This is a genomic window from Paenibacillus rhizosphaerae (assembly GCF_014192015.1).
Classification (GTDB): Bacteria; Bacillota; Bacilli; order Paenibacillales; family Paenibacillaceae; genus Paenibacillus_AQ; species Paenibacillus_AQ rhizosphaerae.
Genome location: NZ_JACHXJ010000002.1, coordinates 227,809 through 252,489, shown reverse-complemented (window position 1 = coordinate 252,489; position 24,681 = coordinate 227,809). Strand labels below are relative to the sequence as shown.

Genomic DNA, 24,681 nt, shown 5'->3' with positions numbered 1-24,681 from the left:
CTCCAGGTAATCAATTGGTTTCATGTGACATTCTTTCCAGGTTCTTTACAACATGTTACACGAATCTCGCCAAAAAGCCAGCACTATTCCGGCTTGACGACAATTCTCGCACCTTCCACACGAACGACCTTGACTGGTGTGCCCGCCGCGACAAACTCTCCGTCCGTTACGACGTCGATCCGCTCGCCTTCCACATTCACGGTCCCGGCCGGACGAAGCGGCGTCACGCTAACGCCCGATTTTCCAAGCAAATCCTCCTTCGCATCGGTCGGCACGAAGCCCTGCTCCTTAGTCAGCGATTCTTTCAGGATAAATCGGTTCCAGACGCCCTTCTCCTTAAATATAATCGCGACGATCACCACGACCACGACGGCTGCCGCAAATGCGATCCCGAGCGAGAACAAGGCGTGTGTGGTATCGTAAGCTGCACGGACAACGCCAGCGACCAGGCTGACAGCACCCAAAATACCGAGGATGCCGAAGCTCGGAACAAACATTTCTAGAATCATGAGAATGAGCCCGATAATAAAGAGCAGCCACGTCTCGGATCCTGCGAAACCCGCCACATAGTTACCGAAGAAATACAGTACGAAGGCCACCACGCCCACGATCCCCGGAACGCCAAAGCCAGGAATCATCAGCTCGATGACCACACCGGCAATCCCCAGGAACAGCAAAATGATCATCACGGCTGGATGAGTCAAAAAGGCTGCCACCTTCTCCGCGCCGGTATGCTCGACCCGGAAAATGTCATCCGTCGAGTATCCCATCCATTGAATCGCCTCCTCAGGCGTTGAAGCGATATGATCGGCATATCCGACCTTCAAAGCCTGTTCGCTCGACAGGGCGATGATATCGCCTTTCTCCTTCTTCTCCCCGATCGCTGGCATGTCGACGACCATGTTGATATCCGCCATTCCCTCGGCGATTTTGCTGTCCCGTCCGCTGGACTCGGCCGCTGCGCTCATTTTCGATTTCCAGTACGCAACCAGCTTGGCGTCATCTACGCGCTTTCCCGTACGGTCCACCATGGCGGCGGCGCCGATCATGCTGCCGGGCTTCATGACGATTTTATCGGCATTCAGCGCGATATAGCTGCCGGCCGAAGCGGCATTGCCTTGAATGTAAGCAAGCGTATCGATGCTGCTGTCGCGGATCATCTGCCCGATTCTGTCGGCGGTATCGACGAGCCCGCCCGGGGTGTTGATCTCGAGCACAACGAGCCCGGCATTCATCTTGGCCGCTTCGTTAAAGCCGCGGCGCATGAATTTTTCAAGTCCCGTTTCGATTTCCTGGTCCACCGGTATGATATAGACCGGGCCGCTCTTTGGGCCGCTCTTCTCTCCGGTTTCAGCGGATACAGGGCCAGGAAGCCAGCTGCCGGCAACCAAGAAAATGAGCATCAGCATCATCACAACGGGCTTAAGCCCTTGTTTGGCCAAATACACCTTACCCCTCCTTTCCACATTCCCGTTATAATGTCCATCATATGGTAGTTATTACGCATCATAGAAGGGAATCGTTTCAGAAATGAAAAAACACCCCTGAATTCAGGGGTGTTTCACTTATGTTTATTGCAGAAATTGTTGAACCACTTGGTTCACAAGTTTGCCGTCTGAGCGTCCCTTTACCTTCGGCATGAGCGCGCTCATCACTTTCCCCATGTCGGCTTTCGAAGAAGCACCGGTTTCCTGGATGGTCTGCTGTACAATAACTTTAATTTCTTCTTCGGAAAGCTGTGCGGGAAGATACTGACCGATAATCTCGATTTCTGCTTTGGCATGTTCCGCAAGATCCTCGCGGTCTGCTTTTTGAAATTCTTGGAGGGCATCTTTGCGCTGTTTGATTTCACGACTGAGGATATCAAGCACTTCGTTGTCATCCAAAGTTCTTTTCAAATCTATTTCAAGATTCTTGATCGTCGAACGAACCATTCGAATCGTGGAGAGTTTGAACTTGTCTTTACTCTTCATCGCCTGCTTCATATCTTCGTTCAATCGTTCGCTAAGATTCATGCTAGTTCAAATCCTCCTAAAACTTTCTCTTACGAGCAGCCTCGGACTTTTTCTTGCGCTTTACGCTTGGCTTTTCATAATGCTTACGTTTCTTCACCTCAGCCAATACGCCATCCTTAGCGATGGAGCGCTTAAAGCGGCGAAGTGCAGCATCAATAGTCTCGTTTTTGCGAACTTTAGTTTCAGACACCAGTTTTCCCTCCCTCCGACCAGACCGTCCAAGAGCAATAACACGGTTCATCAAACTTAATTATAGGTGAAAGAGAAATAGGGTGTCAACCTCAGGGCCTATTTTTTCACCAAAGGCCGGATTTGCCGGGGTACAAGCTTATGCGTGAGAGTCGGAAATTCCGGTCAGGGCGCCCAGTTTGGCCCCTCCGAGCAGGTGATAGTGGATATGATGGACCGCTTGTCCGCTATCCGGTCCGCAATTGTTGATAAGCCGGTATCCCGTTTCATGGACGCCCAGATCCTTGGCGACCTGCTGGGCCACCTGATGCATTTCGGCGATCAGCGGGAGATCCTCCTCCTGAACCTCATTCATTGAGGCGATATGCTTTTTGGGGATAATTAGCACGTGCACCGGCGCGGCCGGCTGAATGTCACGAAATACCAGAATTTTATCATTTTCAAAAACCTTCTGGGAAGGGATGCTCCCTTCAACGATTTTGCAAAACAGGCAATCCATTGGATTGTTGCCTCCTTAATATCTAAGAGATTTTCTTTTCTTATCATACCGGATATAAAAACACCCGTCCAATGTCCTCACTCTATCCGGTTAAGAAATAGTCGCTTAGACGCCGAATCCAAAAGAAAAGGGACACCGGTTCTCCCGATATCCCTTTTCAGGTTCGTGCGCGTTACATCAGTGTTAAAAAAACGGCAGCAGCGACAGCGCCGTCAATCCGGCCAGAGGCAGAATCAATCGGTTAAAGCGGCGTCCGTAGAACGGGTACCCAAAGCCGTATCCAAACGGAGGATAGAACCCTGGGAAAAATGCACGGTAGTCATATCCCGGGAAACCTCCGCAAGGGTGGAAGCAGCCATGATGGACCGGCATGACCGCTGGCGCCACGTTGGCCGGAGCTACATGAGCCGGAGCCACGTTTGGTGACACATTAGCAGGAGATACATACATCGGAGCCATGTTCGCGTTCGGTGACACGTTTGCAGGAGACACATACGTCGGAGCCATGTTCGCGTTCGGTGACATGCTTGCAGGCGACACATACGTCGGTGCTGCGTTCGCATTCGGTGACACATTTGCGGGCGACACGTTTTCATGACCTACCGGTACCGCCAGATACAGCTTCTCCTCATCAACACTTTCCACAAATCCGTCGTGTACGCTTCCGTCCGCCATTGTCGCGCGGACATAGCGGTACATATGTTTTTTGCATAACTCTATGGCCTCAAACTTTTCCATTGCCCTTCACAGCCTCCCAATTTCAGAAGATTTACATGAACATCGTATTCAAGGCTGGGCGAATGGCTACTGTCTTTTTCAAAAAAATATGGATGATGGCCTAAAGCGTTTCAGGAACGATCCGGGAGCCGCCCCCGGCCTGCTCGGCAGGCACCACGATCAGCTTGCGCGGAAGGCGGGCCCGCAGCTCGGGCACATGGCTGATGATTCCGACCGACAAATGATCGTTATGCAGCTTCTCCAGAGAAGTGATTACCGTATCGAGCAGCTCGGGATCGAGCGTCCCAAATCCTTCGTCGAGGAAGAAAAACTGCAATGGATATTGGCCCCGGAGCTGAATTTGGGCCGACAGGGCCAGCGCAAGGGACAGGGAGGTCAGGAAGGTCTCGCCTCCGGACAGGGTGGACACCGGACGGCGCACCCCGCCGTTGGCGTCATCCCGAATCAGGAAGCCTCCCCCGGAATCGACCTCCAGCGCATAGCGCTGCTTGGTCAAGAAGCGCAGACGCTGCGAGGCGGCCTGGCTGACCTGCATCAGCTGCTCCTCGGCGATGTATTCGACAAAGGCATTGCCCCGGAGACAGGACTGCAGCTTGGAGAGCTTCTCGGCTTCCTGCTGCCGCTGTTTGCGGATCAGCTCCAGCTGTGACCAGCGGACATGACGCTTCTCCACGTCGTCCAGGTCCCGCTCCGCCCTTGCCCGCTGCTGGAGCGCCGTCTCATCGCGCTCCCGGCAGGCAGCCAGCTCCGCGGAAATCCGCTGCCACTCTTCTTCGGTTACGCCGCGGCCGTCCAGCTGCTCCGCCAAATGGCGGAGCTGCACCTTGATCTCCTGCTCCCGTTCGCGGTGCAGCCGGACCCGCTCCGCGCTGTGCACTTCTTCGTCAGGCGGCATGCAGGCGTCAGCCACTTCCTGCGATGTGGCGAACGGCGAAGCCGCCAGCTGCTCGTCCCAGCGGGCCTGAGCCTTGCGGCAGTGCTCCTCCGCTGATTCCGCCGCCTGGGCTGCCATCGCTGCCGCTTTGGCTGCTTCATGCTTATGCTGCTCGGCTGCCTGGCGCTTCTCTTTGGAGCGCGCCGCGGCTTCGCGAAGGGAGAGCAGGCGCTGCTTGCAGCCATCCAGCAGGCGGTCGGCGGACTCACTGCCGATCCAGGCCTGAAGGCGACGCTCTTTCTCGGCCAGCAAATCCTGCTTACCCTGAAGCTGAGCATCCCATTGAATGAGCGACTTGTCGAGATCGTTGATCTGCCGCTCAAGCAATTGGACCGAGGCCGTTTTCTCCTCGATAAAAGGGATGCTGATCTGCAGCCGCTCGCGGATCTCCTCGGCCTGCGCATCCTTCTGCTGGATTTCCGCGGACAGGCGGTCCGCCTGCTCCGGCTGAAGGTCCGGAAGCTCCCGGCGCCATTCCTCCTGAAGCCTCAGGTATTCCTGCTTCTCCGTTTCAAATCGTTCGCCCAGCTTGGCGTACGTTTCCCGTAGCGACTCGATTTCAGCTGTCCGCTTCACCTGCAGGGCGCTCAGCGCTTCCCCCCGCTCCTTCAGCGCGGCATGCTCACGCTGAAGCTGTCTCGTGGAGGATGCCAACGCTTCGGCGTCCGCCTCCATTTTCCGGATCCGGGATTCCCACGCGGATTTGGAAAATGGCTCCGTTTGCTCCGAATCCGAAACCAGCTCGAGGGCGGCGGCCGCTTCGCCGGCGCCTCCCAGCGGGCCAGACCCGGCCGCGGACGGAACCTCTACCCGCACTTGGTCCTGCGGTTCGTATGGCTCCAGCAAGCTCCGCGCCTCATGTACAAGCTGGCGCCCGCTCAGCCGCAGTTCCTGCAGCTGCTGGCGGAGAAGCCGCAGCAGTTCCAGCAGGCTCTCATCCGCACCTGGCGCCCCGTGATCCGGGGATACCGGTGCCGGATGATGGGATGAGCCGCATACCGGACACGGCTCTCCCGGGCGCAGCTCAGAGGCCAGCGCCAGCGAAAGCGCGTGGAGCTCCCGCTCTTTGGAGGAAGAACGGATCAGCGCCTCTTCTTGGTCGAGGCGGGACAAAGCCGCCTCCATCCGGCTGTCATGGCCCAGAACCTGCTCCACATGGGCCGAAACCGTCAGCGCAAACTGCTTCAGCTCCTGCTGATGCTGCTCCCGCTCCAGCGCGGCCTGCTTCAGCAGCGCTTCGGCCCGGCTCTGCTTCTGACCCTGCTCGGTATATTCGGCCTCAGCGCTTCGCAGCCGCCGCTCGCTGGCTCCCAGCTCCTGAACATGCCGCATCGCCTTATGCAGCCGCTCGCGGTCCTTCGCCTTCACTTCCAGCCCCTTCAGGCCTTCCTGCAGCTCGGACTGCCTCTTGAGCCCTTTGGAGAGCAGCTCCTGCTCTTTGGCCAGCGCTTCAGTCCGTTCCTTGCTTTCACGGGCCGTCTTTGATCGCTGTTCAGCCAACTGCTGCAGCACAGTCTTCAGCTCGTCCCGCTCCCGCTGCAGCAGTACCGCCTGCTCCAGCTGTTCCTGGCGCTGCAGCAGCTTTGGTTCCTCCGCGGCAAGCTCCCGGTGCGACGCATCGTCAGCGGCAGCGGCCTCACGTGCCGCCGCATCCGCGGCCTCCGCCTTCGTCTGAAGCTGCTGTGCCTCCTGAGTGCGCTTGTCCCATTCCTCTTTGATGTCCGTCCACTGCGTATACAAAGGCATAATCGCCCGGGCCGCGGCGGACTGTCCCAGCCGCCGCTCAAGCCGGACAATCGATTCTTCTTCGGCGGACAGCCGATGAAGCTCCTGTTCGCGCCGCTCTTTATCCAGCTGCAGCTCCCTGAATTTACCGGCCTTCTCGGCCTCCTCGGTCATTTGCCGCAGCTTCAGGCGGGAGGCCTCCGCCTCCAAGGCAGCTTCCTTGAGCCTGTTCTTCGCTTCTTCCACCGCTTCTGACCCTGCGCTGCCGAGACCTTGCTGCTCCGCCTCCACTTCCTTCAGTCCTGCGTCGTTTTCCTTCACCCGTCGGCTGAGCTTCTGAGCAAGCAGATCGCCGTATTTCTCCAAATGAAACAGGCGCTGCAGCATCTGCCTGCGTTCACTGCCCTTCAGCGACAGAAACTCGGCGAACTTCCCCTGGGGAAGGACCACGGCCCGGGTGAAGTCTTCCATTTTCAGCCCGATTTTGTCTTCCACGCAGCGGGTGACTTCAGCCAGCTTGTCCGCCATGACCGTTTCGCCTTCCGCGGTGACTTCGATAAACCGGCTCACCGTATTGCTGACCGACAGCTCGTTGATTCTTTTAAAACGGCGCTCCACTCTGTACCGCTTCGGTCCGTCCGCAGAACTGAGTTCAAAGGTAAAGGAGACGTACAGTGCATCTTCCGAGTGGTTCATGATGCCCTGCGTGCCGTTTACCGCACGTTCAACTTTGCCGTACAGAGCCAGGGTCATCGCGTCCAGAAGCGTCGATTTGCCGCTGCCCGTCGGTCCAAAAATACCGAACAGCCCCATCTGGCACAGCTCGTCAAAATCGATCTGCTGCATCTCGCGATAGCTCTGCAGGCCCGATAACTTCAGTGTGATCGGCTTCATGTTACGCTTCCTCCTTTACCTCTGTGTCTTCCGAAGTAAGCGCAAGGAACAATTCGACGAGCGCGTCATCCGGCTCGGCTCCTCCGGTCTGGCGCTGGTAGAACTTCCGGAACAGCTCCGGCACCGGCAGGCTCGACCGGCTGTATTCCACCTCGACCTGCTCCATCTCGGGATACACGGGACGGATATGTACGAACCCTTCGTGACTTTTGCGCAGCCTGTGAATATCCCCAAGAGACATCGCTTCGGTCAGCGAAATCTCCAAATCGATAAAACCGTTCGCATCCCTGCCTTCATCCAGCCAGCGATGAACTTCCTCCAGTCCGCCCTTTGCTTTCCACCGGATCAACGGCCGTCCGCAGGACAAATAAACCTCTTCCATCACAGGCAGCCGTCCCGGAGCCACATCGATAATGGCCACGGATTTCGCTTGACCGGCTTCGGAAAAGCTGTAGGCGAGCGGGGAGCCGCTGTAGCGGATCATCCCCTCCCCCTTGACCGCCTGCGGCCGATGCAGGTGGCCAAGCGCCGTATACTGCGCCCCGACCGTAAGCGCCGATGGGTCCACCGTATACGCGCCTCCGACTTGTATCGGCCGTTCCGAGTCGCTTTCCACGCCGCCAAGCACGTAAATGTGGCTCATGGCCAAATTGACGGTCTGCGGCGTAAAGTTTGACGCCAATTTCCGCATCAGCATGCCTACGCGAGCGCTGTATGCCCGGCGGAGCTCCTCTTCGTCGCCTTCGGCGGCGAGCAGTTCATTCAAGCGTGCCTCGGACGGATAAGGGAGCGCCGCAATCTTGGCGATCTCCCCGGTACGGGCCGCTTGTACCGTAACGGCTTCGGCCACGGGAAGTCCGACCAGCGTAATTCCCTGACGGGCGACCAGCGGCGTCACCGATGAAACCCGCTCAGGCTGGTCATGGTTGCCCGCAATCACCACGAGCGGTGTTCCTCCATCCGTCAGCCGTGCCGCCGCCTCGTAGAACAGCTGCTCCGCTGCTGCGGGCGGATTGACCGAATCATAGACATCCCCGGCCATCATGACCAGATCAACTTTCTGATCATGTACGATCCGGACCAGTTCCTCAACAAATTCCTCCTGCTCTTTCATCCGGCTCCGGCCCTCGAGCGTCCGTCCAAAGTGCCAGTCACCCGTATGAAGTATGCGCATACTGCTTCTCCTTCCTGAGCTTGCTCTCGCGCAAGCCGTGAACCCCGACGGATTTATGCCGTGTATGGGTCACACTTAAAAAATGAAAACACTCAACCAACGATTGATTCCTAAACCCAATCGCGTCTAAGAATACAATCGAATTCTATTAAACTATCGATTCTATTAAACTATCGATTCTATTAAAATATCGAGTCTAAAAAACGATCCATTCAAAAAAACTACCATTTTGAAAAACAATCAGATATATTCACTCAAAATAAGATCTTTCAATCCTCCACTACAGCAGTACGGACTGCTTGGCATCCACAAAATACAGCCATTTCTCCTGGATCGCTTCACCTAAAATATCTTCCAGCGCGCGGGCGTATAGCTCCAGCTGGAACCGGTAGCTCTCCGCCAGAGCGGCTATCCCACCGCGGTGTTCCAGCACCCGGTCGGTTTTATAGTCGACGATGACATATATACCGTCATGACGGAACAGGCAGTCGACGATCCCCTGAATGAGCACCACTTCGTCCGAAGCCCGGGTCCCTGCATCCGATGCCTTCATCGGTATGATGTTCCCCTCGTTAAAGCGCTCAGTCGCAAGCAGCGCTTGGTGCGCCTCATGAGCCGGAAGACCGTAGCTGAAAGGCATTTCCCTCGACACCCACTCCGCCGACTGCAGCCTCTTGCCGATGTCGCTGTCAAAAAAGGAGGCGATTTGCTCCGGCTCCACGATCTCCGCCTGCGAGCTTGTAAGGATCGCCAGATCGACAAGCCGCTGCAGCGTCGCTTCCACAACCTGCAAATCTACCATTCCGGCATCCAGTGGGATGTGCTGCATGACGGTATGGTACACCGTTCCCCGCTCCGTAGGACTCATCCGGCTCTGCTCCATAAATTTGGGCCGGCGCAGGGCGAGCGTTCCCGTCTGCTGGGAGGCAGGCAAGCTGTGCTCCCGCCGGACCCGGGTCTCCTCGACCCAGTCCAGGGTCGGCCCGTCCTGCAGGGTAAGCAGCCTTTTCATTTCGGTCACGGACGTTTTGGCCGAGAGCCGGCTGGCGGCGGCATGCGGATATTGCCAGGTCAGCCGGCCGGAGATTTGATCAGGTGACAGGAAAGAACCATCATCCGGATCATCGCTGCCCGGGTTTACCGTCTCTCTGCGAAGAAGCGAGTGCAGCTTGCGCCGGCGCTCCGGCGTCGATTCTTCCGCTTCCTCCCAGCCCCCAAGGGCCGCCAGCGAGAGATCCTCCGTGGAGAGGATCGAAATGCGCCAATCCGCCGGATCGTTCTCCAGCGCAGGGGCCGTCTCGCCTTCCAAACCGCCGAGCTCGCGCAGCTTGGCGGCCGCCGGGTGGCGGATCAGCGCAGGCCCGACCCAGTCCAGGTAGCTTCTGCCCCGGGCCAGGACATAATCGGGGAGCATCAGCTCCGGCCGGCTCTGCACCTGAGCCCAGGAGGACACCTTTTTCTCCAGATCCTTGACCGTTCCGACCAAGATCATCTTTTCTTTCGGCCGGGTCAGGCCGACGTAAAGCACCCGCATTTCCTCGGCCAGCAGCTCCAGCTGGGATCGGCGGCGTATGGCCAGGTTCGGGAGCGTCGGATAGCTGACCCTCTTCTCGGTATCCACAAATTTCGGTCCGAAGCCAAGCTCCTTATGCATCAGGAACGATGCGTTCAAATCCTGCTGGTTGAACATTTTGGACATGCCCGCCAAAAACACGACCGGAAATTCAAGGCCCTTGCTTTTGTGGATCGTCATAATCCGGACCGCATTGTCCCGGCTCTCGGCCGTGCCCGGTCCGCCCAGGTCCGATCCGTTGTCACGCAGCCTGGAAATAAACGTCAAAAAGCGGAACAGTCCGCGGGAAGACGTCGTCTGTTCAAACTGGACCGCCCGGTCGTGCAGCGCCTTCAGATTGTCCTGCCGCTGCATTCCTCCGGGGAGGCCGCCTACCCAATCCAAATATCCCGTTTCCCGGTATAGCAGCCAGATCAGATCTCCCAAGCTGCCTTGACGGGCAATATTCCGCCAGCGTTCCAGCGAAACCAGGAACCCTGCCAGCTTCCGCTGCAGCTCCGGAGAAAGGGTGAATTCCTCGTCCGCTGCGTCCGTTCGTTCCGCCCACTCCAGCGCCGCGGCACTCTCGGCATAGGCAGGGAGCGTTCCCTCTTCGTCCGGGATCGAGATCGAATCCTCAAGCTCCGCAGACGCGGGAGCCGTCCCTCCTGCAGCCGCCATGACGGCCTCATAGAACGTCCCCTTCCCGCATAACCGTACTTGGGCCAGATCTTCCTCGGTCAGGCCGACGATCGGCGAGCGCAGCACGCCTGCAAGCGGGATATCCTGCCGGGGGTTATCGATAATCTGGAGCAGGGACAGCATAATTTCCACTTCAGTCGCCTGGAAATATCCCTGATTCTGCTCTCCGTCGGCCGGGATGCCGAGCTGGCGCAGCTCCTCCATAATCAGCGGTCCCCAAATATAGGCGGACCGGAGCAGGATGACCATATCGCCGTAACGGACGGGCCGCATCGACTTGGTTTCCTTGTCGAACACTTTCATCGGCCTAAGCGACGTGTCTCCCATGAGCGCGCGTATTTTTTTGGCAATCGCCCTGGCTTCAAGCTGGGCCGTCTCCATTTCGGCGGCCTCGCTCTCCTGGATCAGGCCTCCGCCTTCGCCGCCGTCCTGAGGCTCTTCCTCGAACGCCTCCCCGCTTCTGGCCTTGTCGATCAGCACCAGCTCCGGCGCGTACGGGGACGAGCCCGACATCCCTTCGGCCTGGGCGGCCGGATAAGAAGCTCCGTAAATGAGCTCCGCCCGCTCATCGTAGCTGATCTCCGCCACCGTCTCATTCATCAGCTGGCGAAACACCATGTTCACTGCGTGTACCACTTCCAGCCGGCTGCGGAAATTACGGGCCAGGTCGATGCGGATGCCGCCGCCCTCAGCGGAAGCATACCTGCGGTATTTGTCCAGGAACAGGCTCGGCTCCGCCAGGCGGAAGCGGTAGATGCTCTGCTTGACGTCGCCGACCATGAACCGGTTGCCCGGCAGCTCGCGCGAAATCAGCTTGACGATATCTTCCTGCACACTGTTGGTATCCTGATACTCGTCCAGCAGCACTTCGTCGAACTGTTCCTGATATTCCACGGCCGCGTCCGAAGGAAGAGGCTGACCCGGCACCGAATCCGGGTGGCGCAGAATTTGCAGGCAGTAATGCTCCAGATCGCTGAAATCGACCGCGTTTCTCCTCTGCTTCTCGTGAAGATAGTGGTCACCGAACTCGATGACGATCTCGGACAGCTCTTTCATCAGCGGAGCCGCACGATGCAGCTCGGCGAGAAAGGCGTCGGCCGGCCGGCCGAACAGCGCCCCCTTCAGATCCTGCACCGTCTTCTTGACCGCTTCCCGCAGCTCCTTGACCCTTTCCTGCAGTGCCGGGTCGGTCTCCTCCTTGCGGCAGCTCTTCAGCTTGCTGAACGATACCGTTTGAAAGCGTTCGAACAGCTCGTCCCACGGGCGGTTGTCCAGCGCATCCCGAAGCGACTGGACCACTTCCAGATCCGCGTTGAGATTATCCAGATAGGGTCCCGGACCTCCGGGCAGCAGCGTCAGGCGCCGTGCCTGATCCAGCAGTCCTTCGGCCCCGGCAAGCGCCAGCCGCGCATCCTGAAGGATGCTCTTGACCCACTGGCTTTCGCCCAGACTTGCCGTATCCGGCAGCAAAAAGGACTCGGCCATATCCCGCAGCCACTGATCCGGCCAGGAATGGCTTCGTGAGAAATCGTAGAGCCTCTGCACCAAATGGTAGACGGCATCGTCCGTCCGCTCACCGCTAAACCAATCCACCAGCGCGATAAAATCACTGTCCTCCGGCTGCTCCCCGTATTTCTCCTCGAACAGCTCCTCCAGGATCTCCTGGCGCATCAGCTCGGCTTCGTTCTCGTTCAGGATCCGGAATCCCGGATCGATCGGGATCATCTGATAATACCTGCGGATCACTTCAAGGCAGAAGGAGTGAAGCGTCGTGATGGAAGCCCGGCCGAGCAGGGACAGCTGCCGCCGGAGGTGAGTATTCTCCGGATCCTTCTCCAGCTGCCGGTCCAGCGCATCTCGGATGCGCTCACGCATCTCGGCCGCAGCCGCCTTAGTGAACGTGGCGACAAGCAGCCGGTCCACGCTGAAGCCCTGCTCCTCATTCAATATTTTCCGGATGATCCTTTCCACCAGAACGGCCGTTTTCCCCGAGCCTGCCGCCGCCGCGACCAGAATGTGATCGCCGTGAAGCGAAATCGCCTTCCATTGATCGTCGCTCCACATACTCCCTGCCGGCTTTTCAATTTCGATCATGCGCATCTCCTCCTTGGCGGCTGGACATCATTTCCCATACCTGTGATTTATTCGGCTTGCCAAGCAAATGATAATGGTTGCCCTCGACATTTTCGTCGAACTGGCACACCGGCTTGAACGGACAGAACGTGCATGCCGTCTCCTGCTGGATGCGGTAAGGCTCGATGTCCACGTCCCCTTTAGTGATTCTCGTTCCGATCCGGGTGATGTTGTCCCTGACGGAAGACAGCAGCGTGTCCCACTGATCCGGCGTAGCGACCGATGCGGAGCTGTAGAAGCTTCCATCCGACTTGACGGCGACCGGGAGGATGGAAGAATGACCTTTGTCCAGGGATGCGTCCATCTTGGATATAACGTCGCGGTCGGCCAGCAGCAGCCCCTTCATTTTAAACCGTTTGAGCAGCTCTTCCGCCGCCTGGTCCATCGTCAGCCCGTTGCTCGACTGCAGGATCGGATCATGCACATGAAAATACAGCGTTCCAGCAGGAAGCGCCTTGCTGCCCAGCCAGTGCTCCGCATAGGTTAACAGCACGTCCAGGTAGGTCAGCATCTGCAGGGACAAGCCGTAATACACCTCATGAAGCCGCAGGTCCTTCTGTCCGGACTTGTAATCGATCACGCGCAGCAGAAGTCCGTTTTCGCCTTGGGCCATATCCACCCGGTCGATTCGCCCGATGACCTCCATCACCGTTCCGTTCTCGAGGGAGAAGGTCAGCGGAGGCAGCGGCTTACCCGGTCCAAAATCGAGTTCCAGGCCGATCGGCTCAAAGCTTCCCCGCCGTGCCTGTTCTCCCAGGATGACGGAGGCTCGGCTTACGATATTTTTGAGCTTGCGTGAAATGTAGCCGTAGCGCTTGCTGCTCATCAAAATTTCTCCTTGCAGCATCGGAGCGAGGCGCTCCACGGTCGTCTCCGCTTCGCGCCGGCACTCTTCGGCGGTCAGGCTTCCCCAGCTCCGCTTCTGCTCCTGCAGCCGCAGCGCCATTTGGGTGAGCGCCGCGTGGAACAGCTGGCCGATATCCGGCGCCTGAAGGCGGTACAGCTGCCGTTCGCGCAGCTTCAGCCCATGTGAAGCGAAGTGCGAAAACGGGCAGGCCACGAACCGCTCCATCCGGGATACGCTCGTCCGGATTGTGGCACCGTACAGCCTGCGGCTGGTCTGCGGCTCCAGCTGGCGGGTATCGTTGCGGTAAAACAGCGACCGCAGCAGCATATCCAGCGGCTCCTTCCATTCCCGTTCCCGGATATACCAGTTATACACATCCCACCACAGCTGCGGAATTTCCGCGCCCTGCTTCCATTTGCGCAGCTGAATGATCAAATGGCTGAGGCTCTGGCGCGGGTGGGACAAATACGCAAGCAGCTCTTCTTCCCTCTGCTCTGCCGATGGCTGCGCCGACAGGCGGCGGACCGGCAGACCGGGAAACATTTTGCGGACATGCCGCACCACTTCGGACGGCAGCAGCTCCTTACCTTCATCGTCTGCAGCCGGATAGCTGACCCACACATGGCGGCTGGCCGAGGTCAGGGCGTTGTATATCAGGAACCGTTCGTCGAGCAGTTTGCGCGAGATGCCCGGCGCCAGCTCCATCCCGGTTTGCGACAGCAGGGAGCGCTCCTGTTCGGTCAGCACCCCGTCATCCTGAAACACAGCCGGGATGACCCCGTCGTTGACGCCGAGCAGAAAGGCGTACTTCACGCCACCCGTCCGCGTCCGGTCCATATTTCCGACCAGCACCTGATCGAGCGCAGGCGGAACCAGGCCCAGCTTCAGTTCGCTCAGCCCCGTTTCCAGAATGCCGGCAAACAGCTCGATGGCCATTTTCTCCGCACCCATCATTTCCACAATTTGATCCAGCAGCTCCAGGACCGCGTCCCACAGCTGGCGGTGTTCCCTCGCCGCCTCGGGACGGCCGGACTCCAGCGCTTCACGGCTCCACAGGTCCAGCTTCTCGGGAATGTCGGCTTCCTCCAGCAGACGGAAAACCGCTGTACTGAGTTCCTCGGCGCTGCCCGCCTTCTTCACCCGCTTGCCGAACGCCCGCAGCGGCTCGCTGACCACCCTCCGACAATGCTCCATCAAGCTGAGAAGCTGTTCGCCGGATCTGCGCCGGTCGTAGCCGTTTTCTTCCAGGGACAGGCTCGGAACGGCCTTCCATGGGCGGCCGTCCGTCCAGCGGTATCCCTGGATTCCGCAGGCGAGAGCGTAGTTCTCGAGTACGTCCATATCCTCCCGCCCCAGCGACCCGTCCAGCGGAAGCAGCAGGTCGCTCTTGATGCAGCGGAATACGTCCTCATGCCGCCAGTTCCGGCGCACGACATCCAGTGCGGAACGAATAAACTCCACCAGCGGATGGTGCAGCTCGCTTCGCTTCTGGTCGAGGAAGAACGGAATGCCGTAGTCCCGGAACAGTGGCTCCACCAAGTGCTCGTAATCGCCCAAATTACGGACGAACACGGCCATTTCGCGGTACCTCGCCCCTTCCTCCCTGGCCAGGCGCAGCATCTCCCTCAATGCCCCTTCCACTTCGGTGCGCCGGTTCTCGGCCGCATAGAGGGAAATTCCTTCGGTTATCTGAACCTGATCTCTCTCCTGTCCCTTCCAGGGAATCCTCCGGTCATAACCGCGCTCCAAATGAGCCAACCTCGGGCTGAGGCGAAATTTGGGCAGGTCCGATGCCGGCAGGATTGAATCCTTCGTTTCGATGCCCAGCTCCTCGGCCATTCCTCTCAGCTTGATATAAGTCGTGGCGGTCGGATGAAACAGATCCAGCTCATGCGGCTGCATGCTGCCGTGGTACGGCTTGTCCAGCGTGAGCGCAATCGTGACCGATGACGCATGGGCCATCAGCTCGCGGATCACCCCGTATTCCTGCGGAGTCATCCCGTGGAAGCCGTCGATCCATACGTCCGCACCTTTGACATAAGACGAGCGGCGGATCCCCTCGGCTAAAGTAACGAGCATATCTTCATCATCTATATAAAGCGGTGATATTTCCTGTTCAAAGTCGCGATACACCGTCCATAAATCCTCCAGCTTATAGCGCAGGATCGGGGCGGCCGCCTTCTGCTCCGTCAGCTGGGTCAAATGCTCTTCCAGCACGGCGGAATCCACGCAGTACCGCTTGAGCTCGGTATACAGCTCGTTCAGCTTGCCTATAAAACCCAGCTGGTCACCGGAGGCACCGAACAGCTTCAGCTCCTCCTTGCGGCGCTGAATGATTTTGTACAGCAGCATTTTTTTACCTTCTTCGGTGATGCCGACTCTCGCTGAACCGCCGGTCTCCTGCATCACCCGGTAAGCCAGGCGCCGGAAGCTGAGAACCTGCGCACGGACGCTGCCTTTGACAGCACCTGATGATACCAGGCTGTGCTCCGCCTGGAATGAGCCCTGCTCGGGAACGAGCAGGATCAACGGGCTGCCCTTAGGCTCTGTTTGCAGCCGGGACGTGATTTCGCTTAGGATCGCCGTCGTCTTGCCGCTACCGGATCGTCCGATCAGAAAATGAACCGACATGGTGTTGCCTCCTTCATATGTAAACCTCGAAAACTATTAAATATAAGTATAACATAACCTTTTTTCAAAAGAACGTATGTTTGCGGAACTGTAAAAAGGAGGCACCTGCCGTTTTTTGCAATTATCCGGGTAAGATCAACCCGAAAGAACGCCGTTTCCCGGCATGCCAAACAGCGGTACAGGAGGATGTGATCCTCTTGCACCGCTGTCTCTAGTTTATCTTGATTTTTACTAATGCTGGAATCCAGGCTTCCGTCCAACATGGGGGTCATGGTTCAGTATAGAGCGATTGAATCACCGGCTAGTCTTGCTCCTTCTCCTTTTCCACCATGGTCAGCGGGGCAGGGAAACGTTCGGAACCGTCCGACTCCACGAAGTGCTGCAGGGCCGCCATCTTGTTCTCCCAAAAGCGTTCAAAATAGGAGTACCAATCCTTGAGTTCCTGCAAGGGCCCTGGATCCAGCCGGTACCTCGTCTCGCGGCCGACCTTCCTTTCCTTCACCAGCCCTGCCTCCGACAGGATCCGCAGATGCTTGGAAACCGCCGTCCGGCTCATCGGAAAATGGCTGCTGAGAACCGTTACGGGCATCTCCTGATCGGACAGCAGCTTCAGCAGCTGGCGCCGGGTCGGGTCGGCAACGGCCTGGAATACGTCGTGCTTGGACGCAGTCGCCGTCATGCTTACGCCTCGACGTATCTGCCCAGCTTCTGGTGGAGTCCGGCCCAGCCTTGGTCCATCGTCTCGCGCACGATCGTATGCGGCTGGTTGAACTCGGTCACTTGGTCCGCGCTCCAGCCGGAGTGGATGAGCGTCACTTCCGTTTTGCCGTCCAGCTCCTTCAGCTCGAAAGCAAGCGTCCAGTCCTTGCCCCAGCGGAACGCCAGCCGGTGCGGCGGATCCACTTCGGTCACCTTGCAGGGCGACATGCCGTACGGGCCGGCATTAATGTGAAATTCGTGGCCTACGACGGGCTGCATGTCATTGGGCATGAACCAGGCGGACAGTCCTTCGGGAGTCGCCACCGCCTCCCACACTTTCTGGATCGGAGCCTGGAATACACCGGTGTGGCGGATATCAGGCAATGCATTGTTTGTTGAGTTTTCCATGAATAAGTACCTCCGTATGCAGTAAATCAACCCGGTTTACATTCGAATGCGAAACCATTTGGTTTTATATGAATTATACGAAACCTTTTGGTTTCATGTCAACCCCTTGTCATTCTGTGGCCCGCAGGCCGGAATCCAACGAAAAAAGGAGCCTCTCGGCTCCTTATATTGCTATTATAGCGCATATTGCCAAAAACAAACAGTCTACCAATTTTCACCTGACATTCTATAATGAAGACGTTCCCACTTTAAGGCAAAGGGAGGAAATACGGTGGATATGATGGATTTTTCAAGCTCGTCTGAAATACAGCCCGGGACGGTCGGTTCGGCAAGAACCGCTGCAGCGGACTGGGTGATGCACCATGCCTCAAAGGAAAAAGGATTTATGGGCGCTTACTTCACGGGTTCCACGATTGGGTTGCCGGAAGATGCTCCGATGTCTCCAAGCTCCGATATCGACGTGATGGTCGTGTCCGAACTGGCGGAACCGCCGTTAAAACCGGGAAAGTTCATATATCGGGATACCCTCATCGAAGGCTCTTATATCTCCATATCCGAGCTGTCCTCGGTGCAAAAGGTGCTCGTCTCGCACCATCTCGCAGGCCCGTTCCGCGTCAATACGATTATCTCCGATCCCCATGGTCATTTGCATCGCCTGTATTCAGAAGTATCTCGGCATTTTGCCGACGAGGTCTGGGTAAGGCAGCGGTGCGAAAACGTACAGCAGCAAATCAGACGGTCTCTGCTCGGCCTCGATTTGTCGCTGCCGCTGCACGATTTGTTCATATCCTGGCTCTTCCCTACGGGCATCACCACGCATGTGCTGCTGCTCGCCGCCCTGAAAAACCCGACGGTGCGGCTCCGTTACGCAGCTGTCCGCGGCGTATTGGCGGAATACGGCCTGAGCTCTCTGTACCCCGAGCTGCTTCGCCATCTCGGCTGCGTAGATTTGGAGCCGGAGCGGGCGATGCAGCATGTCAGGTCGCTCGAGCGGACCTTCGACACCGCGGCTGCCGCCGCCAAAACGCCCTTTTTCTTCAGCAGCGACATTTCCCCGGTTTCCCGCCCGATCGCCATCGACGGGAGCATAACGTTAATTGAACAAGGCCTCCACCGTGAGGCGGTGTTTTGGATGGGCGCCACGTTCGCCCGCTGCCACAAAATTCTCGCCGCAGACAGCGATCCGAATGTGCAAAAAGAGCTTTCACCCGGTCTGGAAGCATTTCTGGCCGATCTCGGCTTTCACTCCGTCCAGGACTTCAGCACGCGTGCCGCTGCGGTAATCGACTTTTTGCCGGAGGTGTGGCGCGCGGCGGAAACGATCATGGCGTCCAACCCTGAAATTACCGGCCGTTCCATGTGATCTCCCAGCAGTCCATTGGCTTTTTACAATAAGCCATGTGCCCTATCACCACAAGCTGCAGCAATCAGCTGCATTTCATATGCGGCTCGTGTTACTTCTGGATCTTATACCAAACATACTTGTGGCCGTCGATGTCGATCGTCCCATTCTGATCAAAGCCGCTCTTCTGGAGCACGCGATTGGAGGCGGGGTTGTCCGTCCTGGCAACGCCGTTCAGCTCGGCAGCATCGGTATGGTCAAACAGAAATTTGACCAGCCCCTGTACCGCTTGGGACGTGTATCCTTTACGGGTATGCCGGCTGGACAGCGCATACATGATCTCGCGGTTGGGAAACGGCAGCTCCTCTTTGGGCCCTGTGCAGCACCAGCCGATGCACTCTTTCGTATTTTTGTCCAATATCACCAGGCGCAGCCGGAAGTCGCCGACAGCGCCTCCTTCGGCAACCGCTTTTACAAACTGCTCGTTTTCCTTGATCTCGTAATGTACCATCCAGTCGTACCGGACTTCCCGGGGCACATCCCAATCGGGCAAGTAACGCCGGATCTCCTCCTGCCGCGCCAGCTCGCAGATGGCATCGAGGTCCTCCAGCTGGTACTCCCGCAAAATAATATCGCCGCAATCGATGATAAAAGGGCGCTCCAGGTGAATCGTTTGCTGTTTAAGATCCATGAATATTAGTTCTCCTCTGTTGTTGATTGGGGGTACTCATGTTTTTTTCCAGTCTATGTGATTTATGCCGGAACGTAAATATTGGATATCCATCCAACTCCATCCTTTGGTTTGCGCGCCGATCTCTTGCCTTTATCCCATATACTTAAAAAAGTGCCTATCACTAGAACATGACTTGATTAGGAGGCGAAGACTGTGGACGTGAACGCATTTCAGCAATGGGTCAAGGAGTATTACGAACAACGGGGCTGGTCCCGAGCTGGATATCTTTATCCGGATCGGCTTTTTGGCGGAGGAGACCGGTGAAGTGGCCTGGGTAAAAAAATTCAAAAATCCCTTTTCGCATCCGGCGAAAAGGGATTTTTATTGCTTAAGTCTGCGGCGGTTTGGGCGTGGGTCATATTACAAGCCGCTGTAATAGACCGGCAGCTCGGACCGGTTGGCCGCCAGCCACAGCCGTTTATCCTTCGTCCAGCGCAGCGGGTAGCCGGCGCCGGCTTTGAGCGCCTTCCCTTTCAGAATATCGACAATCCATACGTCACGATTGGCCAGCAGCACCGCATACAAACCAGAGGCATTCCCAGTTGCGGCGATAAAGCGGGCGATGTCCGTTTCCTTTACGTTCGGTGCCTGTTGAGCCAAAATCCGCCAGGCCGCGGCCGGCAGCAATGGATCGGTTTCGTAAGATGCCCCCTCCCGGTTCAGGCGGATATGAAGAACGCCACGGCTTCGACCCTCTTTATATCCGTCAACAGGCACCTTTACGGTCTCGTTATCGTTCCAGACCAAGGGATAAATAAACAGGAATCCGTCGCTGTGTGACAAATAGCTCGCTCTTGGCCGGTGAAGCAGCTTGTTCCCGTCCCGGTCCAGCACAATCAAGTCGGCATCCGGGCCAAACGTGTCGTCCGAAGCAACCAGCAGGGCCACATGATCGTTGTCAGGTGACGCAGCTATACGCCGTATGACCGACAGTCAGAATCCACGCCTGGCACGTCCCTGCCCAACAAAAAAACCTTTCCGTCATGACGGAAAGGTTTGGTTCAAGACCAAAGTTAAGCCCTGCTGCGAACCTCAAATACGGCGAACTTGAGGTAATGGCCTTCATCGACGCCGAGAATTTGCGGGTGGTCTTTGCCGGCCGCACGCCATTCGATCAGGCGCAAAATTTTGCCGGCATCGGCCGCCGCTTCCTGGATCGTGGCCAGGAACAGGTCCGGGCGCATATGGTACGAGCAGCTGGCCGTGACGAGATATCCTCCCTCGTTCACCAGCTTCATGCCGTGCAGGTTAATATCCTTATAGCCGCGGCAGGCCCCTTTCACGGCGCTTTTCGTCTTGGCAAAAGCCGGCGGGTCCAAAATAACGACATCCCACGTCCGGCCGCCCCCTGCGGTCATTTTCTTCGAGGTATCGACCTTCTCCGCGTTCCCTGCGGCCCGCTGCCGCCGTTCCTCCACACCTTTGACCTGTTCGCGCAAATATTGGAACGCGTCGGCCACAACAAATTCCACGCGCTCCTCAAAGCCGTTCAGCACTACGTTTTCCCTGGCGCTCTCAATCGCGTGCTGGGAAATATCGAGGCAGGTGACCTTTTTAGCGCCATATTTGCAGGCGTTCAGCGTGAAGCTGCCCGTATGTGAAAAGCATTCCAGCACCGTGGCCCCGTCCCAGTAAGGGAAGGTGACGACCTTACCGCTTTTGTTCACCGGAAGGCTGACGGCCTGCCCGTCCTGCTCTACTTCCTGCAGCGTAATCCCGCTGCGTCCTCCCCAGCCGGTCATCAGCGGAGCGATCGAAGCACGGTTTTCCCGCTGGTCGAAGAAATAGCCTGTCTTCTGGCCTTCTTCAATGTCGACCTTCACGAACAGACCGTTCTCCATCACGGTCACGTGGCGTGGGCATTCCCCGTACAGCGGTCCCTTGGTCTGCTCAAGCCCTTCCAGCTCGCGGACGGGAACGTCGCTGCGTTCATAGATTCCCTGCGGGCTCAGCACCTCGACCAGCGCGTCAACGATATCCGTACGGTGCACGTCCATGCCCAGCGTCAGCAGCTGCACGACCAGCACATCGCCGAAGCGGTCTACAATCAGCCCGGGAAGAAAATCCGCCTCCCCATACACGAGACGGTAAGCATTGTCTCCTTTTAGGAATCGCTCCCGGTGCTCAAGGCAGCCACGGAAGCGTTCGGCAAAGAAGGCACGGTCCATCGTCTCGACGGGATGGTACGAGATGACCCGGACCGTAATTTGCGAGGCCGGATTGTAATAGCCCGTGGCCAGGTACCGCCCTTGATGATTGACCACATTCACGAGGTCGCCCGGCTCCGGGCTGCCCTCCACCGAGGCAATTTCATTGTTGTAAATCCAGGGATGCCCCTGTTCCAGCCGTTTCTTCCGGCTGCGCTCCAATACGACCGATGCCAATCGATTCACTCCTTCAACGTTTCATAAATGGATTATATGGATTCCGGCAAGCCCCCGGCCGGGGCCGCCCCCTTGGTGTCATGGTTGTCCAGGGTTGGACATATACGTAACTATGTTGACTCCATAAACAACCCAAGGAGGACTTGCCGCGTGTTTCAATCCGTCGTGTTTCCCGTCGTGTACGGGTTTGTTATTTTTATGGCCGGCATGAAGGTAATGGAGGCAGCCCTCGCCAAATGGGCTGGGCCCCTCCTGTCCGGCTTCCTGCAAAAGGCAACCGCTTCGCCGCTGAAGGGGCTCCTCTTCAGCACCGGCATCACGGCCGTCCTGCAGAGCAGCACTGCCGTAACTGTTCTTACGATGGGCCTGGTCAACGCCGGACTGCTGACGTACGAACGCACCCTCGGTATTATCCTCGGCAGCAACATCGGCACCTGCCTGACCACCGAGCTGATCGGCCTTCAGATCGGACGGATCGCCCTGCCGCTCTTGACCGTCTCCCTGATCGTATGGGCCGCCGCGGTCATCTTCAGCGAAAGCTCCCCGCCGGGAATCCGCCGTATTCAGCATCTGATGATGCCCGTCCAGTTTCTGTCGCTGGCCATCGCCGGCTTTGCCATGGTCATGCTGGGCATCCGCGTCATGCAGAAGGTCGGTCCTGCCCTGGAGCAGTCCGGTCTGTTCAGCTGGTTCCTGGACCGCGCAGCCGACAGCGTATGGTGGGGCATTGCCGCCGGAGCGGTACTGACCGCCCTGATGCACAGCAGCGCCGCCGTCATCGGCCTCGCTATCGCGCTGGCCTCCGCGGGAACACTGCCGGTCGACGTCGGCATCGCCATCGTGCTCGGCGCGAATGTCGGCACCTGCGTAACCGCGGTTCTCGCCTCCATCGGCAGCTCCGCCTCTGGCCGGTTCGTCGCCTGGACCCATGTGGTCCTGAACGTCGGCGGAGCCCTCGTCTTCATGCCCTTGATTCCGCAGCTGCACTGGGCCGTGGCGGCCATCACCGGCAGTGAAGGCGCCCAAATCGCCCACGCGCAGACGCTGTTTAATGTGATCAGCTCACTGGCCGCTCTACCTCTATGTTATCTCCCGATCTGGAAAAAAGCCGCGCACGCCTGACCGTAGAGCTCCCGCCTAAGTGTATTCTAGGGCAGACCGTTCCCTTCGGCCGACCCGAAATGATTCTTAAACCTCGATGCCGAGCAGGGACAGCCCTTTCCGGACGATCCGATCGTTGTTATCATACCCGTTTTGATCCTGACGGTGCCAGGCCTCATGCGGCTCATACCAGGCCACGCCGCTGATCTCCTCCACCTGGGGCCGGTGCGATCCGCCGACCGCCTCCACCAGGTAATAATGGACTTCTTTTTGAACCTGGCCATGAATCGGATGGTTGTACGTATACTTAATGATGTCCACGGGGGAAATGATGCTGCCGATAATACCCGTCTCTTCCTCGATTTCGCGCAGCGCGGTCTGCTCTACGGTTTCGCCCGGCTCCATCTTGCCTTTGGCCATCGAAATTTTGCCGTAGCGGTCCAGAATCAGCTGAATCTCCAGCCTGCCGGCGCTGCGGCGGAACACGACGCCTCCTGCCGATATTTCCTTCCTCATCACCCGCTCCTCCTCCTCATGCCATAGTACAAACAAGGATTTCACCTCCGGTGCTGCCGGAAATGAAATCCTTGCCATTCGCCCAAGATCCCGCCATGCACAGGGACCTTGCTATATACAGATTAAACCGCCTGCCCCGGTCTTTCGTCCAACACCCGAACGAGCTGGCCTTCGCACTCGTGAACGCCGGCTTTGGTCAGCTTGACGCGGCACAGCTTGCCTTGAAGGTCTTCCGGACCGTCAAAGATGAGTTGCAGATAGTTATCGCTGAAGCCGTGCATTTTGCCCGGACCATGGGTTCCTTTGGAAGTGCCTTCCGGGATGACATCCAGCACCTGGCCGACGAATTTCTGAGCATACGCCAGCTGCATCTGCTCGGACAGCGCGATTAATTCGCGCACCCGCGCATGCTTCACTTCCTCGCTCACCTGGTCGGTCATCCGCGCGGCCGGCGTGCCGTTCCGCTGGGAATACGGAAAGACGTGCATTTCCGAGAACCCGATTGCCTTCATCAGCTCATAGCCGTTGCGGAACATTTCGTCCGTTTCGCCGGGGAACCCGACGATGACGTCCGTCGTGATGCCGACATCCGGCATCGCCTGACGGATCAGCTGCATTTTGTTGTAGAACTCCTCGGTCGTATACTTGCGGCGCATCCGCTTCAGCACGGTGTCATCCCCCGCCTGCAGCGGAATGTGCAGGTGGCGGCACATTTTCGAGGAACGGTTCAGCACGTCAAGCATCCGCTCGTCGATTTGGCTTGCCTCGATGGAGCTAATGCGGACGCGTTCCAGCCCGTCCACCTTGTCGAGATCCCACAGCAGGTCCGCCAAGCGGTAGCTGTCCAGGTCGTCGCCGTAGCCGCCGGTATGGATGCCGGTCAGGACGATTTCCTTGTATCCCGCTTCCACCAGCTGATGCGCCTGGGTCACGATGCTCTTCGGATCCCGGCTGCGTGAAAGTCCGCGGGACCATGGGATGATGCAGAACGTGCAGAAGTTGTTGCATCCGTCCTGAATTTTCAGAAACGCCCGGGTTCTGTCGGCAAAATCAGGCACGTCCATTTCTTCAAATACGCGCGTCTTCATAATGTTGCGGACCGCATTGATCGGCTCGCGGGACTGGCGGATTTGATTCACGTACGGAATGATTTTGTCCCGGTCCTGGTTCCCGATGACCAGGTCAACCCCGGGAATGTCCAAAATTTCGGCCGGCGAGGTCTGCGCATAGCAGCCCGTCACGGCGACGATCGCTTCCGGATTTTTGCGCACGGCCCGGCGGATGATCTGCCGGCTCTTCTTATCGCCTGTATTGGTTACGGTGCAGGTATTAATTAAATAAACGTCAGCGTTTTCTTCGAAATCCACCTGCTCGTAGCCTTCATTTTTAAACAGCTGCCAAATGGCCTCTGTATCGTAAAAATTCACTTTACAGCCCAACGTATAAAATGCAACGGATGGCATGT

18 protein-coding genes and 1 pseudogene are annotated in these 24,681 nt (G+C 57.6%); 3 read left to right on the top strand and 16 right to left on the bottom strand.

Going from position 1 to position 24,681, the window contains the following annotated elements:
* Positions 1-83: 83 nt before the first annotated feature.
* From FHS19_RS09580 to FHS19_RS09530, 11 genes are all read right to left on the bottom strand, one after another.
* Positions 84-1,412: an NfeD family protein gene (locus FHS19_RS09580; RefSeq protein WP_183582871.1), complete on the bottom strand. Its 1,329-nt coding sequence runs from the start codon at positions 1,410-1,412 to the stop codon at positions 84-86.
* A gap of 159 nt (positions 1,413-1,571) precedes the next feature.
* Complete coding sequence (locus tag FHS19_RS09575; RefSeq protein ID WP_076169799.1) at positions 1,572-2,015, bottom strand: GatB/YqeY domain-containing protein; 444 nt, start codon at positions 2,013-2,015, stop codon at positions 1,572-1,574.
* Positions 2,016-2,031: 16 nt separating this feature from the next.
* Complete coding sequence (rpsU, locus tag FHS19_RS09570) at positions 2,032-2,205, bottom strand: 30S ribosomal protein S21 (RefSeq protein ID WP_005547957.1); 174 nt, start codon at positions 2,203-2,205, stop codon at positions 2,032-2,034.
* A gap of 138 nt (positions 2,206-2,343) precedes the next feature.
* Positions 2,344-2,703, bottom strand: coding sequence for a histidine triad nucleotide-binding protein (locus FHS19_RS09565; protein WP_183581684.1), 360 nt, complete (start codon positions 2,701-2,703; stop codon positions 2,344-2,346).
* A gap of 183 nt (positions 2,704-2,886) precedes the next feature.
* Positions 2,887-3,441 carry a RodZ family helix-turn-helix domain-containing protein gene (locus FHS19_RS09560; protein WP_183583014.1) on the bottom strand — a complete coding sequence of 185 codons (555 nt, stop codon included), beginning with the start codon at positions 3,439-3,441 and terminating at the stop codon, positions 2,887-2,889.
* 100 nt (positions 3,442-3,541) lie between these two features.
* Positions 3,542-6,994 (bottom strand): SbcC/MukB-like Walker B domain-containing protein, encoded by a 3,453-nt coding sequence (locus FHS19_RS09555; protein ID WP_183581683.1) that lies wholly within the window; start codon positions 6,992-6,994, stop codon positions 3,542-3,544.
* A 1-nt stretch (position 6,995) separates the two neighbouring features.
* The gene (locus FHS19_RS09550; protein ID WP_183581682.1) at positions 6,996-8,168 is read right to left on the bottom strand and encodes an exonuclease SbcCD subunit D; all 1,173 of its coding nucleotides are present in this window, start codon (positions 8,166-8,168) and stop codon (positions 6,996-6,998) included.
* Between the two features lie 280 nt (positions 8,169-8,448).
* Positions 8,449-12,522, bottom strand: a complete 4,074-nt coding sequence (gene addA / locus FHS19_RS09545) for a helicase-exonuclease AddAB subunit AddA (protein WP_183581681.1) — start codon at positions 12,520-12,522, stop codon at positions 8,449-8,451.
* On the bottom strand, positions 12,503-16,033 hold the full coding sequence (addB, locus tag FHS19_RS09540; RefSeq protein WP_183581680.1) for a helicase-exonuclease AddAB subunit AddB: 3,531 nt from the start codon (positions 16,031-16,033) through the stop codon (positions 12,503-12,505). The genes addA and addB overlap by 20 nt, the downstream gene beginning before the upstream one ends.
* Before the next feature lie 301 nt (positions 16,034-16,334).
* Positions 16,335-16,712: an ArsR/SmtB family transcription factor gene (locus tag FHS19_RS09535; RefSeq protein WP_183581679.1), complete on the bottom strand. Its 378-nt coding sequence runs from the start codon at positions 16,710-16,712 to the stop codon at positions 16,335-16,337.
* A 2-nt stretch (positions 16,713-16,714) separates the two neighbouring features.
* A complete protein-coding gene (locus FHS19_RS09530; RefSeq protein ID WP_089548220.1) occupies positions 16,715-17,140 on the bottom strand; it encodes an SRPBCC family protein in 426 nt (141 codons plus the stop codon).
* 277 nt (positions 17,141-17,417) lie between these two features.
* Here FHS19_RS09530 and FHS19_RS09525 point away from each other — a divergent pair, with 277 nt between their 5' ends.
* The gene (locus FHS19_RS09525) at positions 17,418-18,503 is read left to right on the top strand and encodes a hypothetical protein (RefSeq protein ID WP_246426611.1); all 1,086 of its coding nucleotides are present in this window, start codon (positions 17,418-17,420) and stop codon (positions 18,501-18,503) included.
* Between the two features lie 91 nt (positions 18,504-18,594).
* Here the strand turns inward: FHS19_RS09525 and FHS19_RS09520 are convergent, their stop codons facing one another.
* Positions 18,595-19,173: a GNAT family N-acetyltransferase gene (locus FHS19_RS09520; protein WP_183581678.1), complete on the bottom strand. Its 579-nt coding sequence runs from the start codon at positions 19,171-19,173 to the stop codon at positions 18,595-18,597.
* 195 nt (positions 19,174-19,368) lie between these two features.
* On the opposite strand from FHS19_RS09520, the pseudogene FHS19_RS34560 reads away from it, so the two are divergent.
* Positions 19,369-19,486, top strand: a pseudogene (locus FHS19_RS34560) (MazG nucleotide pyrophosphohydrolase domain-containing protein); the annotation flags it as partial.
* Positions 19,487-19,575: 89 nt separating this feature from the next.
* On the opposite strand, the gene FHS19_RS09515 reads toward FHS19_RS34560, so the two are convergent.
* Both FHS19_RS09515 and FHS19_RS09510 read right to left on the bottom strand, forming a co-directional pair.
* Positions 19,576-20,103: a hypothetical protein gene (locus FHS19_RS09515; protein WP_183581677.1), complete on the bottom strand. Its 528-nt coding sequence runs from the start codon at positions 20,101-20,103 to the stop codon at positions 19,576-19,578.
* 125 nt (positions 20,104-20,228) lie between these two features.
* Positions 20,229-21,599, bottom strand: coding sequence for a class I SAM-dependent rRNA methyltransferase (locus FHS19_RS09510; RefSeq protein WP_183581676.1), 1,371 nt, complete (start codon positions 21,597-21,599; stop codon positions 20,229-20,231).
* 150 nt (positions 21,600-21,749) lie between these two features.
* Here FHS19_RS09510 and FHS19_RS09505 point away from each other — a divergent pair, with 150 nt between their 5' ends.
* Entirely contained in the window at positions 21,750-22,721 is a 972-nt protein-coding gene (locus FHS19_RS09505) for a Na/Pi cotransporter family protein (RefSeq protein ID WP_183581675.1), read from the top strand.
* A gap of 66 nt (positions 22,722-22,787) precedes the next feature.
* Here FHS19_RS09505 and FHS19_RS09500 read toward each other — a convergent pair whose 3' ends face one another.
* Both FHS19_RS09500 and mtaB read right to left on the bottom strand, forming a co-directional pair.
* Positions 22,788-23,216, bottom strand: a complete 429-nt coding sequence (locus tag FHS19_RS09500) for an NUDIX hydrolase (protein WP_183582869.1) — start codon at positions 23,214-23,216, stop codon at positions 22,788-22,790.
* A 122-nt stretch (positions 23,217-23,338) separates the two neighbouring features.
* Positions 23,339-24,679 (bottom strand): tRNA (N(6)-L-threonylcarbamoyladenosine(37)-C(2))-methylthiotransferase MtaB, encoded by a 1,341-nt coding sequence (gene mtaB / locus FHS19_RS09495; RefSeq protein WP_183581674.1) that lies wholly within the window; start codon positions 24,677-24,679, stop codon positions 23,339-23,341.
* Positions 24,680-24,681 lie beyond the last annotated feature (2 nt).

Bases quoted from the DNA above. Each gene is read 5' to 3' on its own strand.
- FHS19_RS09580 (WP_183582871.1), bottom strand. From the start codon at position 1,412: ATGATGCTGATGCTCATTTTCTTGGTTGCCGGCAGCTGGCTTCCTGGC.
- FHS19_RS09575 (WP_076169799.1), bottom strand. From the start codon at position 2,015: ATGAATCTTAGCGAACGATTGAACGAAGATATGAAGCAGGCGATGAAG.
- FHS19_RS09565 (WP_183581684.1), bottom strand. From the start codon at position 2,703: ATGGATTGCCTGTTTTGCAAAATCGTTGAAGGGAGCATCCCTTCCCAG.
- FHS19_RS09560 (WP_183583014.1), bottom strand. From the start codon at position 3,441: ATGGAAAAGTTTGAGGCCATAGAGTTATGCAAAAAACATATGTACCGC.
- FHS19_RS09555 (WP_183581683.1), bottom strand. From the start codon at position 6,994: ATGAAGCCGATCACACTGAAGTTATCGGGCCTGCAGAGCTATCGCGAG.
- FHS19_RS09550 (WP_183581682.1), bottom strand. From the start codon at position 8,168: ATGCGCATACTTCATACGGGTGACTGGCACTTTGGACGGACGCTCGAG.
- addA (WP_183581681.1), bottom strand. From the start codon at position 12,522: ATGCGCATGATCGAAATTGAAAAGCCGGCAGGGAGTATGTGGAGCGAC.
- addB (WP_183581680.1), bottom strand. From the start codon at position 16,033: ATGTCGGTTCATTTTCTGATCGGACGATCCGGTAGCGGCAAGACGACG.
- FHS19_RS09535 (WP_183581679.1), bottom strand. From the start codon at position 16,712: ATGACGGCGACTGCGTCCAAGCACGACGTATTCCAGGCCGTTGCCGAC.
- FHS19_RS09530 (WP_089548220.1), bottom strand. From the start codon at position 17,140: ATGGAAAACTCAACAAACAATGCATTGCCTGATATCCGCCACACCGGT.
- FHS19_RS09525 (WP_246426611.1), top strand. From the start codon at position 17,418: ATGATGGATTTTTCAAGCTCGTCTGAAATACAGCCCGGGACGGTCGGT.
- FHS19_RS09520 (WP_183581678.1), bottom strand. From the start codon at position 19,173: ATGGATCTTAAACAGCAAACGATTCACCTGGAGCGCCCTTTTATCATC.
- FHS19_RS09500 (WP_183582869.1), bottom strand. From the start codon at position 23,216: ATGAGGAAGGAAATATCGGCAGGAGGCGTCGTGTTCCGCCGCAGCGCC.
- mtaB (WP_183581674.1), bottom strand. From the start codon at position 24,679: ATGCCATCCGTTGCATTTTATACGTTGGGCTGTAAAGTGAATTTTTAC.